Consider the following 13,176-nt stretch of genomic DNA (forward strand, 5'->3'; position numbering starts at 1 on the left):
CGACCGAAAGCAAAGGACGCCTAGAAAAACATCGCCTTTAACCCGATAAGTACCAGCACAACGCCGCCCACAATCTGCGCCCTGTCGCCCAAGACGTTGCCGAACCTTTTACCAAGCGCCAAAGCGACAAAGCAGCACGCGCACGTAGTCAGGGCGATAATTGCCGCCGATAACGCAATATCCACGTTGACGGCGCGCAAGCTCACACCGACAGCGAACGCATCAATGCTCGTGGCCACAGATTGCATCAAAATGAGCCCGGCCGTAAGCCGCTGCGCCTCAATGGAGCACGATTCCTCTGGATTACGCAGTGCCGACACGCCTTCCTTAATCATGGTGCCGCCGATAATGCCCAGAATAACCAGCGTCACAATGCCTGCGTACGCCTCGATGATATTTCCGATGATTCCCCCGAGAAAAAAGCCCAGCAAAGGCATGAGCCCCTGAAAGACGCCGAAGGCAATCGGCAACACGAACAGACGCGCTCGCGATGCGCCCCGATAGCAAAACGCATTGGAAATTGTGACGGCAAAGGCATCCATCGCCAACGCCACACCCAGCACGATGATTTCGACCATGCTCATACCAAAACCCCCTGTATGTATTGCATGGCGGCGCATACTGCGATGGGCATAAACGCCGCTGGAAGATAATTCGCCACCTTAATATCGGTGAGTTTGAGCATGTTCAGCCCGATAGCCAAAAGGAGCAGGCTGCCGGCGCACACCATTTCGTTAATGACCGCATCGGTCAAAAGCGGCGCAATTAGACTTGCCCCCAAACTCAAAGCCGCCTCGTACGCAAACACCGCAATGCCCGAAAACGGCACGCCTACGCCAAGCGTGGTGGCCATAACCATGACAACCACCATATCGATTACTGCCTTGGCGAACAGCGTGGAATGATCGAGCTGCAAGCCGCTTTGCAACGACCCCAACACCGCCATAGATCCGATGCAGATGAATAATGATGAGGAAACGAAGCCGTCGGAGAAATTGCCCAATGCCGTGGAGCCGCGAAACACTCGGTCTATCTTCGCCTGCACCCAATCGCCAAAACGATGAATCCACCCGTCGATGTCGATGGCAAAGCCGAGCATTCCGCCGATCACGACCGAAAGCACCGTGACCACCACGTCCCCGCCTTTGACCATACCCTGCACAGCCACGAGGATGACGCACAGCCCCAAGCCTTTCATAAGGAAATCGCCCAGGTCGTTCGGCATGCGGCGCTTGAACAGCAGACCGAGCACGCCACCGAACACCGTCGCGATGCCGTTGACCAGCGACCCGAGTATAACCATCGAAGCCCCTTCCTGCCCCCATCCTTACCGCCGCCCCGAACTCCGATTCGCAGCAATTCAGCATGAAAGCATGGCCATGAACATGCGTGCAAGGCGAAGCGCAAAAAAGGCACGGCGTACGCCGTGCCTTTCGCATTTTACTCCTTAGCAGCCGCGTTCGACCCTTCCGAACGTAGCTCGACCTTGCGTTTAACGACCTTCGCGTCGTCGAACGTGGCGGCCACTTCTTTATCGAGCTTGCGCAGAATAGGCAGCGTGCCTAGCAAGATGCCGCCAATCGACACCACGACGCCCGCGATGACGAACCAGTTGGCAACGCCGGTGAATTCCGCGCAGGTTCCCGCCAGCGCAAGGCCGATCGGTGACGAAAGAGCCGTCACCGTGGTGAAAAGCCCCATGACGCGACCCATTTTCTCGGGCGGCACGCGCTTTTGGAACACCGCCAGCAAGGGGCCGTTGAAAAACGCCTCTACCACGCCCGAAATGCCCGTCAGAATGACGAAGAACACGAACATGTCAGGCGTGAGCAAGCCCGTCAGAACCAAAATGACACCTGCGCCGAAACCCGACAGGGCAACCAGGCGCAACAGACGGCGCCCGCCGCCCCATACGAACAGAATGCCCATGCCCACAAGCGAGGCCACGCCGTAGGCCGCCTCGACGGTCGAGGCCATATAGCCGTCGCCGTTGAACTGATCATAGGTCATCAGCGGGAACAGTGAATTGATGCCCGCGTACATGGAGATGACCACCATGACGATTCCCGCCATGACCAAAAGGCCGCGGTCGGCGTTGAGCGTGGCAAAGCCCGCCTTGAGGCTTTTGATCGGATGGCGCGCCTCGTCGCTCGTATCGTGGAAATCGGGGATCTTCGCTGTGGCGATAGTAAGCACCGCCGCCGCGCAGCCAAGCGTGTTGAGGAACAGTACCATCTGAAAACCGATGACGGTATAGAGGAAGATGCCGAACACGGGTCCGACAATCAGCGCCAAAGACCACAGACTCTGATTGAGGGTGTTGATGCGTACCAAGTGGCGCTTCGGAACAAGCAAAGGCATGGTAGATTCCATCGCCGGGATATGAAACGCCTGTCCCACGCTGCGCAACGCGCTCATGATGAGCACCAGCTCGACCGACACGTGGCCCATCATGATAATCATGCCCATGATCAGCGCCATGGCCCCGACGAACGCATCGGCCGCCATGAGCACGTATTTCCTGTTGAAGCGGTCAGCTATCACGCCGCCGATCGGAGAGAGCAGACCTTGCGGCAGCATCGAGCACAGCGAGGCAACCGCCAGCATGAACGCCGAATCGGTGGTTTCGGTGACGTACCACACGCCTGCATACATGGACGAATACGCCGTCAGGATGGAAAACGCCTGACCAATCCAAATTGTCACGATGATGCGTTTCCAGCTGTGTGAGAGCTCGGGCGCTTGGGCCTGGACTTTTACCGCAATGTCGGATTTCGTTTGTTTAGAAGAGACCGATCCCGCCTTTTTCCCATGCTCTTGGTAGTCACTCATGCAAACCGTCCGTTTTCAATTGCTGTGTCTTTCGAACGACGATAGTATCAAGGCGTACGTAGCACCGCTAGAGCCATCACGAAGCGTAAAGAAAATGTTTCGAACATTCTTACGCGCGCAAGGGCACAGTGTCGACCAAACCTGCACGAAACAAGAGAGCCAAAAGCCCGATTCGGCCCGAAGCCCAATCTGTCTTATAGCCCAAGATTCCAACGATTAAGCGCTGCGCGCTTACGACCTCCGTCCTCCGCCATAGGAGCTTTTGCGGCCGGCGGCGAAAGCGCTGCCTTTGCGCGCCGTTTTCTTCAAATCGGCCAAAACGTCCTTCTCAGCAGAGCCTTCAAGCTGCGCCTTCAGCTTGACCACCTGGTCGCGCAGACGGGCAGCCTCTTCGAAGTCCATATTCGCGGATGCGGCGATCATTTCGTCTTCCATGCTCGAAATGACGCGCATGACCTCCGAACGCGAAAGTTCCGCTAAGGTCTTGTTCACGTCTTCGGCACTGCCCACCTCTTCGCCGTCTCCGTCCGACATAAAGCCCATGACGTCGTTAATCGCCTTGCGCACGGTCTGAGGCGTAATACCATGTTCTTCGTTGTATTGCATCTGGATTTCACGACGACGCCGCGTTTCCGAAATGGCCGTTTCCATGGAATCGGTCATTTTATCGGCATACATGATGACCTGACCCGATGCATTACGCGCCGCACGACCTATCGTCTGGATAAGGCTTCTGTGGTTGCGCAAGAACCCCTCTTTGTCCGCATCAAGGATGGCAACGAGGCTTACCTCGGGAAGATCGAGACCCTCACGCAGCAGGTTAATGCCCACCAAGACATCGAACTCCCCCTTGCGCAACGCGCTTAGAATCTCGACACGCTCGAGCGTGGCAATGTCGGAATGCATATACCGCGCACGCACCCCTTGATCAAGCAGGTGGTCGGTCAAATCTTCGGCCATCTTCTTCGTCAACGTGGTGATAAGCACGCGCTCGTCGCGCTCGGCACGCTCCTTCGCTTCGTCGATGATGTCGTCGATTTGGCTTGCTATGGGACGCACGATGATTTCCGGGTCAAGCAGGCCCGTGGGACGAATAATCTGTTCCACCTGGTTCTGCGTGACCTTTTCTTCATAATCGCCCGGCGTAGCGGACACGTAGATGAACTGCGGAATGCGCTCTTCGAATTCGTCGAAACGCAACGGACGATTGTCCAAGCAGCTTGGAAGACGAAAGCCGTGCTCGGCAAGCGTGACTTTGCGGCTACGGTCGCCCTCATGCATGCCGCGAATCTGCGGCACGGTCACATGACTCTCGTCGATGATGCAAAGGAAGTCATCGGGGAAGTAATCGAGCAGCGTATACGCAGGCTCGCCCGGTTCCCGGCCGTCAAGGTGACGCGAGTAGTTCTCGATTCCGCTGCAGAACCCCATGGTCTCGAGCATTTCGAGGTCGTAGTTCACGCGCATCTCAAGACGCTGCGCCTCGAGCAGCTTGCCTTCTTCCTTGAATTGCGTCAGGCGGTCGCGCAGCTCTTCTTGAATGCTCTTGATGGCGCGGTCCATCTTGGGGCGGGCAGTCACATAATGCGAAGCAGGCCAGATGGGAAGCGCCTCGTATTCGTTCAAGACCTCGCCCGTCACGTTGTCTATCTCCTGGATGCTCTCGACCTCGTCTCCCCAGAACTCTATGCGCACGGGATTGTCCGCGTAAGGAGGAAACACGTCGAGCGCATCGCCGCGCACGCGGAACGTGCCGCGCTTGAGCTCGTAATCGTTACGGTCATACTGGATGTCTATCAGTTCGTGAATGACATCGTCGCGCTCGGCCGGCTTTTCCTTATCCACGAACACGGCCATGCCCGCGTAATCCATGGGCGAGCCGATGCCGTAAATGCAGCTCACCGACGCAACCACGATAATATCGCGACGCGAAAGCAGGCTCGACGTTGCCGCATGACGGAGCTTTTCGACCTCCTCATTAATGGAAGCGTCTTTTTCTATGAACGTATCCGTAGAAGGAACGTAGGCTTCGGGCTGGTAATAGTCGTAGTAGCTCACGAAATAGACCACGGCGTTGTGCGGGAAGAACTCCTTGAGCTCGGCAGCAAGCTGCGCAGCAAGCGTTTTATTGGGTGCCATGACCAGCGTGGGCTTCTGAACGGCCTCTATTACCTTGGCCATAGTGAAAGTCTTGCCAGACCCCGTGACGCCGAGAAGATTCTGATAGCGAAGCCCTCGGCGCACGCCATCAGCAAGAGCCTCGATGGCCTGGGGCTGATCGCCCGCAGGTTCGTACGGGCTTTCCACCTTGAGCGGCGTAGAAGCAAGACGCACCTCGGGCAGCTTTCCTTTCATGGAAACGCCTTCTATGTTTTGCAGGTGAGAAGACATGAGCCCGCTCCTTCACTCCAAGCATTTCTCAGCGCGCATACGCAATCGCGCGGATTCGTGATATGCAACCAGAATATCACATGCCAATATTTATCGAACATATATTCGTAATTCAAGAAACGCCCGTGAATCCACCGGCAGCCGCGGCGCAGGTCCGCAAAAAGACAATTCCTAAAGCGTGGACAGCAAACCGCGTTTCAGGACGCTTTTTTAGCAAAGCCTCATCGACCCATGTTCAAGACGCGCGCAAGACCCTTTGCCCAATGCCCGTTCAAAACGTCAACCAATCCTTCCACAACGCCGAACGGAACACCCGCAGACGTGAATGAACGCAACGGCATATCGGCCGCCATCTCGTCCATCATGGCCTTCATATCGTCGCTCATGTGCTTCGACTGCCCTGCCATCAGGAAATCAACGATACGAAACGCCTGCCGTCCGAGAAACGTCGTGCCAAGATCGCTCACGGGAGAATCGGGCGTGAAAGGCTTCACCGGCCTTCGCGGCGGAAGCGGAGCGCCGTAAAGCGCCGCGAAGGCCGCATCGGAAAACCCTCCTGGCACAACTTCGTAATACGACGCAGTCGCCTTGTGCTTGGGCGCGCAAGAACGCGCAGAATCGACGGGAAACGGACTTTGGCCCTCGCCCGCACCAAGAAAAACATCGCACGTCAGGCGCACATCGCGACTGGAGGCGCAGAATAAAACGTCGTAGCAGCCTTCGTCGATGCGCCAGCGATGCTCGTGCGTATCCCACAAGCGAAACGCGCGTTCGTCGACGCACATGGAAACACGCACACTTTCACCGGGCGCAAGCTTCGCTTTCGAGAACGCAACCAACCGACGCCTCTCCCCGAATGTCGTACGCGCGCAAGGTTCCACGTACAGCTGCACCGTTTCCGCACCTTCGCACGCACCCGTGTTCGCCACCGTGCACGATGCCTCGATACCGCCCTCGATGAACGACACAGTCGGATCGCTATAGGAGAACGATGTGTATGACCTGCCGAAACCAAACGGATACGCAGGTTCGACGCCCGCCGCATCGAAATACCGATAGCCTGTATAGATGCTCTCGCGATACAAGACCTCCCTGTCGGTATCGGGAAAACTTCGCCCGAGCGCCGTGTCTTGCAAATGCTCGGGCCAGGTTTCGGCAAGCTTCCCACTTGGATTCACCCGTCCGGTCAGGATATCGACCGTCGCATGGCCACCGCGGCATCCCGATAGATACATCAGAAGAATTGCCGCGGGTTTCGTGCGCCACGGCATTTCCATGGGCGATCCGCCCTGCAAAACCACAACGGTTTTCGAATTGGCCGCGCAAACACGCTCGATAAGAGAAACATGGCCTTTCGGCATCACCATGAGCTTGCGATCGAAGCCCTCGGATTCGAACCGGTCGGGAAGCCCCGCGAATACCACCGCAACGTCGTTTTGCGCCGCCAGCGCGGCCGCTTCGTCAAGCAGCTCTTCGGAAGAATCGCCCGATGCAGCATCGTAGCCCTGGGCGTACCCCATGTCGATGCCCGCATCAAGAAACGCGCTCCATGGATCGTCTAGGCGAGCAGGGTCGATCTTCGAAGAGCCCGCCCCCTGATAGCGCGGAAGCAGAGCGAACGCCCCTATGACAGCCACCTTCTCCGTGCCCTGAAGCGGCAGGATGCCGTCATTCTCGAGCAGGACGGCGCTTTCACTTGCGGCACGATAGGCTATTTCAGCATGGCGCGCATAATCGCATTCGAAAGGAAGGGCTCTTCCCCGCCGGGCTTTTTGTTCCAGGCCAACTACACGGCAGGCCGCTTCGTCAAGGGCGTCGAGGGAAAGACTTCCCGATAAGACGGCCTCTTCAACCGCTTGGGAGTGGTCCGCTCGCGGACCCGGCATGCACACGTCAAGCCCCGCCGCAACCGATGCGACGCTTTCGCTCATAGCGCCCCAATCCGACACCACGGCCCCATCAAAGCCCCACTCGCCACGCAGTACGTCGCGCAAAAGCCACGGATGCTGTGAGCAGTACACGCCGTTAAGACGGTTGTAGCCCGTCATGACCGCCCACGGCCTCGCCTCGCGCACCACGCGCTCGAACGGCGCAAGGTAGATTTCGCGCAAAGCCCTCTCATCGATGACGGAATCGCCAATCATGCGTGCATGCTCTTGGTTGTTTCCCGCCAGATGCTTCACGCACGCCCCCACGCCGCGACTCTGGATGCCGCGTACCATAGCCGAGCCAAGCGCGCCCGAAAGCAACGGGTCTTCGCTGAAATACTCGAAATTGCGGCCGCATAAGGGGCTGCGCTTCATGTTGACGCCCGGACCCAACACCACATCGACCTTCTGGTCGCGGGCTTCTTCGCCAATAGCCGCACCGACCTCTTCGATCAACGCTTCGTCGAACGAACAGGCCAAAGCGCTCGCCGTAGGAAAGCACGTCGCAGGGTTGCTTTTATGAATGCCCAAGTGGTCGGAACCGTTTTCCTGCTTTCGCAAGCCATGGGGGCCGTCGGAAAACACCACGGAGGAAACCCCGCGATCTTCCAAGGGATTCGTTTTCCAATGAGAAGCGCCCGCTAGAAGCGACGCTTTCTCAGCCGTCGTCAAAGAAGACACAACGCTTGCGACATCCATGCTGACCCCGTTCCGCATGCCGCTGCGCACTATGGGCATGCACGTCGATTTTTCCGAAAACGACTCTGGAGGCATTGTATACGCGACCATCTTGAGAAAACCCAAATCGCGCAGACGTTGCCGAACGGAGAGAAATCACGCACGAAACTTCCAATCAGCGTGCGAGAGCGCTCCATACAGTCTGAACCGCATGGTCCATCTGCTGAACAGATCCGCCGTTGTCGATTACGTAATCAGCAATGGACGCCCGCTGCTCATCACTTGGCTGCTGCGCCATACGCGCACGAACATCGGATTCGCTTTGTCCGCCCCGAGCGCACGCGCGAGCAAGACGCACTTCTTCGGGAGCGCTCACCGCAACAACCGCATCGGCCCATGAAAACGCCTCGCGCGTCATCTCGCCCGATGTAACCTCCACAACGACGATATCATGCGCCTCTCCCAGCATGTCCACGCGTCGGAAGCACTCGTCCATAATGGCAGGATGCGTAATCGAATTGAGCAGTTGCGTATGCTCGGCCGAATCGAAGGCGGCGGCGGCAAGACGAGAACGCACGACATCTCCCCCGTCATCGAAAATCGCATTGCCGAACGCTTGGCGCAACGCCGCCTTGGTTGCCGGGAACGACAACACCTCATGACCTATATCGTCAAGCTTCACCACGCCCGCCCCAAGACGCTCAAGCGCCTCGCATACGCTAGACTTTCCCGATCCTATTCCGCCGATTAAAACAATCTTCTTCATATCCTGCCCCCTTGCCCACGACGCACCCTTCTGACGCGACGAAGCTCCGACCTGCGTCGGCAAGCGATTGTGCTAGCAACGCTCCGCGATTTCGCGAATGAGACGCACCGTGTCATCCCACCCAATGCACGGGTCGGTGATAGATTGGCCGTAGGTCATGTTATCGCTTATGTTCTGGCGCCCTTCCACCAGATAGCTTTCAATCATCACGCCTTTGATGAGCTTGCGCAGATCGGCGCTGTGTTTGCGTGTATGGGTAATCTCGCCCACGATGCGAATCTGCTCCTTGAACTGTTTTCCGGAATTCGAATGGTTTGCATCGATGATAACGGCAGGATTGGCCAAGCCCTGCTTTTGGTACATCTCCCATAAGCGCATGCAGTCTTCGTAATGATAGTTGGGGATGGTGGTTCCGTATTTGTCCACACCGCCGCGAAGGATGGCGTGCGCAAGCGGGTTGCCGTCGGTAGACACGTCCTGCGTGCGATAGATGAACTGCTGCGGGCTTTGGGCGGCAACAACGGAGTTCAGCATGACGGAAAGATCGCCGCTTGTGGGGTTCTTCATACCGACAGGCGTATCCATGCCCGAAGCCGTCAGACGATGCTGCTGGTTTTCGACAGAACGAGCTCCTACGGCTTCATACGAAAGAACATCATCCAGATAAGTGCGGTTTTCCGGATACAGCATCTCATCCGCCGCCGTCAATCCGCTTTCTTCCATGGCGCCAATATGCATGCGACGAATAGCCCTGATGCCCTCCAACAGGTCAGGAGCGGCTTCGGGGTCGGGCTGGTGAAGCATTCCTTTGTAGCCCACGCCCGTCGTACGGGGCTTGTTCGTGTAAATACGGGGGATGAGAATGAGTTTGTCGGAAACAAGCGGGGCCAAGGCGCCAAGCCTGCTTACATATTCGCATACGGAATCTTCGTTATCGGCGGAGCAAGGGCCGATGATAACGATGAACTTGTCGGACTCGCCCGTGAACACATCACGAATCTCGGCGTCGCGGCGAGCCTTGAGAGCCGCCAAATCGCTTGACAGGGGGTATTCCGCCTTCAGCTCCGACGGCTCGGGCAAAATCCTGTTGACCTTCATTCCCATTTGTTCGTCCTCTCCTCAAAGCGCCTAGCCGCATTGATGTCCTCACATCAGTTTGCCAAGATGCCGCTTCGCCGGGCCGCCTCGACCGCGTCAAGCATCCCGCTTCGACTCCGCCAACCGGGCACCTAAAGCGCCGTTTCGCCCTCACGGGCCAAACCTCAATCGCGCATAGTCTGCTCTATAACGCCGCCGCCAATCACAACCCCTTCGTCATAGAACACGGCATACTGCCCTGGCGCAGTGGTGGCTTGGGGGCTATCAAGCACGACACGCACGGAGTCAGGTGTGCCAAGAGCAAGGCGACACGGAACAGCCGCTTGGCGGTACCTCAGCTTGACCGAACACGAGAAAGATCCCTGTTCATCACAGCGCCGCGCGTTTTCTTCCGGCGCAACCGACTGCCACACCATATGGGAAACACACGCGGAACCAATCATCGCCTCCGAAGCAAACGCCACAACCAATTCGTTAGCATGGGGCCGCTTTTCAACGACGTAATACGGCTCGGGGGCTCCGCCGATATTGAGACCCTTGCGCTGGCCGATGGTGTAACGATGCAGCCCCTCGTGACGGCCGAGAACCCTACCGTCCAATGAAACAATGCGACCAGGTTCTTCAGCCAATCCCCTATCTGCAAGAAAGTCCAGGTGAGAACCATGAATGAAGCATATGTCCTGGCTGTCCGACTTCGACGCTACGGGAAGTCCCCATTCTCTCGCCAACGCCCGAACAGCCGTCTTGCCCTCCTCGAAAGCGCCCAAGGGAAGCAAGAGACGTTTGAGCTGGTCTTGAGCAAGCAGGGCAAGCATGTACGACTGGTCTTTCGGTTCGTACGCCGCATGAGCAATGGCAAAACGGCCCCGACGGCGCACGACGTTGGCATAATGACCTGTTGCCACAAAATCGCATCCGAGGCTGTCGGCCGCCTCTATAAGCGCGGGAATCTTGCACGTTCTATTGCAGACAACGCATGGGCTCGGCGTGCGACCTGCAGCGTATTCGCTCACGAACGCGTCTATTACCTGACATGAAAAAACCGCTGTGCAATCTTTCACCTCGTGCTGGATTCCCAGCATTTCGGCAACGCAGCGAGCGTCTTCGATTGCCTTGCGAGAGGCATCGTCGTCAACGAACACGCACGTAACGCCGATTACCTCCAGCCCCGCATCCATAAGCAAGCGCGCCGCAACAGACGAATCGACGCCGCCGCTCATCCCCAGGACGACACGCGCACCTGGGTGTAATTCTGTATGTTCTTCAAACGAAATCATGGGCGCCATTTTAGACGAATAATCGTCGCTTTAGCGTGCGATAGCGATTTTTATTCGAAACCATCAATCGGCCGCGATTCTTTTGCATGCAGGCAAGCCTCCGCGCTCGCGCCGCCCGGCCACGAGCCCCTGGGCGCAGCATCTCGCCTGCTTCGTCGCTCCACGCGACCTCCCCCGGACGCGGCACCTCGTCCGCTTCAGTCCCTCCATGCAATCTTTCACTCGATTCAGTCCCTCCGACGCGACATTTCGTCCGCTTCGTCTCTCCGACGCGACCTTCGCCCCCCCGGATGAGGCATTTCATCTGCCTTCGACCCTTCATCTATACTATCTCGTTCGTTTGCGCACGCGTTTTGGCAGTTTTTACGAAATAGCATGGATGAGCCATGGATTCCGACAGCGGCTGTTTCAAAACTCCAGGTCAGAAAGGCAATGAATTTCCCCGGGCCCGAAAATGCGGCGCGAGGGCATGCTATTTCGTCGATACTGCCACGGACGGTGCACGAAACGACGAAATAGCATAGCGACCCCCCTTCGTCGCACAAAGCGATGGCTTCGAGGATGCAGCATGCGGTCGACGACGCAAGGCGACAAACTTACGGACGCAGCGCGCGACACAAGACGCCATCCTCGGAGACACAGCGTGCTCTTCGCAACGCAAGGCTGCTTCCCCGGAGGCGCGGTGCGCCCTTCGCCACGCAAGGCGACCCCTTCGGGGGGGCGCAGCGTGCTCTTCGCAACGCAGCCCCACATAAAAAGCGACCCCCGAAGGGGTCGCTTTCAAGTGCGATATTTCGCATAAAGAACCGATGCGCCGAAACGCATCAGTCAGGCAATGCTTTGCTATTCAGCGTCAGCAGCCTTCTCAGCCTTCTTCTTGGGCTGACGGGGCTCGGGAGCCTGGATGGTCTCGTCAACTTCGATCTCGAAGCCGAGCTCATCGGCAGCAGCCTTCATGGACAGGCTGATGCGACGACGGTCGGGGTTGATCTCCATGACCTTGACCTTGACTTCCTGGCCGACCTTGACGACCTGAGCCGGGGTGTCGATGTGCTTGGCAGCCATCTCGGAGATGTGAACCAGACCCTCGACGTTGTTGCCGAGCTCGATGAACGCACCGAAGGGAACGATCTTGGTGACCTTGCCGTCAACGATGGAGCCCACGGGATAGGACTCGACGAGCTTCAGCCAGGGATCCTCGGTGGTCTGCTTCAAGCCGAGAGAGATGCGCTCGCGCTGCAGGTCGACGTCGAGAACCTCAACCTCAACCTCGTCGCCGACTTTAACGACCTCGGAGGGATGGTTGACATGGTTCCAAGAAAGCTCGGAGATGTGAACCAGACCGTCGATGCCGCCCAGGTCAACGAATGCACCGAAGTCGACGATGGAGGAAACGGTGCCCTTGAGGCGCATGCCCTTGGCGAGCTTGGAAAGAATCTCTGCACGCTCGTTCTTGCGGCCCTCTTCGAGGAGAACGCGACGAGAAAGAACAACGTTGTTGCGGTTGCGGTCCATCTCGATGACGCGTGCTTCGATTTCGGTGCCGAGGTACATATCCAGATCCTTGACGCGACGAAGGTCGACCAAGGATGCAGGCAGGAAGCCGCGCAGACCGATGTCGAGGATGAGGCCGCCCTTGACGACTTCGATGACCTCGCCGGTGACAACTTCGCCAGCCTTGAACTTCTCTTCGACCTGAATCCAGGCGCGCTCGTACTCAGCACGCTTCTTGGACAGGATCAGACGACCGTCTTTGTCTTCCTTCTGCAGCACCAGAGCTTCGATTTCGTCGCCGAGAGCAACGATATCGGAAGGATCGGCATCCTTGCGGATGGAGAGTTCGCGGGAAGGAATGACGCCTTCGCTCTTGAACCCGATGTCGAGCAGAACTTCGTCATGCTCGAGCTTCACGACAGTGCCCTTGACCAGGTCGCCTTCGTCGAAGTTGGTCAGGGTGCCATCGATCATCTCGTTCATCTGGTCGTCGGAGATGTCCTCGAAGTCGATGACGGACGTGTTCTTGATTTCGGTCAAAACGGACCCCTTTCAAGCACGGGGACCCTTCGTCATGGTGGTTAAATCAACATGTCTCGGGGGCCTACAGTTATCTACCCGCTCGCCTATTCGAGACGGGGCTCGCCAACCGTCGCTGACAAGCTGTTGCATTGTATCACAGAGCACGTATCGACCTGCTGAAAAATATGCC

At 57.5% G+C, this 13,176-nt stretch carries 9 protein-coding genes; all 9 read right to left on the reverse strand.

What is annotated here, in order from left to right:
* Positions 1–20: 20 nt before the first annotated feature.
* Complete coding sequence (locus HMPREF9451_RS06620) at positions 21–584, reverse strand: manganese efflux pump MntP (RefSeq protein WP_009139531.1); 564 nt, start codon at positions 582–584, stop codon at positions 21–23.
* Positions 581–1,303: a DUF554 domain-containing protein gene (locus HMPREF9451_RS06625; protein WP_009139532.1), complete on the reverse strand. Its 723-nt coding sequence runs from the start codon at positions 1,301–1,303 to the stop codon at positions 581–583. The genes HMPREF9451_RS06620 and HMPREF9451_RS06625 overlap by 4 nt, the downstream gene beginning before the upstream one ends.
* A gap of 137 nt (positions 1,304–1,440) precedes the next feature.
* Positions 1,441–2,832: an MFS transporter gene (locus tag HMPREF9451_RS06630; protein WP_009139533.1), complete on the reverse strand. Its 1,392-nt coding sequence runs from the start codon at positions 2,830–2,832 to the stop codon at positions 1,441–1,443.
* Positions 2,833–3,063: 231 nt separating this feature from the next.
* Positions 3,064–5,223, reverse strand: a complete 2,160-nt coding sequence (gene uvrB, locus HMPREF9451_RS06635; RefSeq protein ID WP_009139534.1) for an excinuclease ABC subunit UvrB — start codon at positions 5,221–5,223, stop codon at positions 3,064–3,066.
* A gap of 221 nt (positions 5,224–5,444) precedes the next feature.
* Positions 5,445–7,850 (reverse strand): glycoside hydrolase family 3 C-terminal domain-containing protein, encoded by a 2,406-nt coding sequence (locus HMPREF9451_RS06640; RefSeq protein ID WP_009139535.1) that lies wholly within the window; start codon positions 7,848–7,850, stop codon positions 5,445–5,447.
* A gap of 154 nt (positions 7,851–8,004) precedes the next feature.
* Entirely contained in the window at positions 8,005–8,595 is a 591-nt protein-coding gene (gene coaE, locus HMPREF9451_RS06645; protein WP_009139536.1) for a dephospho-CoA kinase, read from the reverse strand.
* A 72-nt stretch (positions 8,596–8,667) separates the two neighbouring features.
* Complete coding sequence (locus tag HMPREF9451_RS06650) at positions 8,668–9,699, reverse strand: 3-deoxy-7-phosphoheptulonate synthase (RefSeq protein ID WP_009139537.1); 1,032 nt, start codon at positions 9,697–9,699, stop codon at positions 8,668–8,670.
* Positions 9,700–9,857: 158 nt separating this feature from the next.
* Positions 9,858–10,970, reverse strand: a complete 1,113-nt coding sequence (mnmA, locus tag HMPREF9451_RS06655; protein ID WP_051001030.1) for a tRNA 2-thiouridine(34) synthase MnmA — start codon at positions 10,968–10,970, stop codon at positions 9,858–9,860.
* 843 nt (positions 10,971–11,813) lie between these two features.
* Positions 11,814–13,004 (reverse strand): 30S ribosomal protein S1, encoded by a 1,191-nt coding sequence (rpsA, locus tag HMPREF9451_RS06670; protein WP_009139539.1) that lies wholly within the window; start codon positions 13,002–13,004, stop codon positions 11,814–11,816.
* Between the last annotated feature and the right edge of the window lie 172 nt (positions 13,005–13,176).

This window comes from Slackia piriformis YIT 12062 (assembly GCF_000296445.1).
In the GTDB taxonomy this organism is placed as follows: domain Bacteria; phylum Actinomycetota; class Coriobacteriia; order Coriobacteriales; family Eggerthellaceae; genus Slackia; species Slackia piriformis.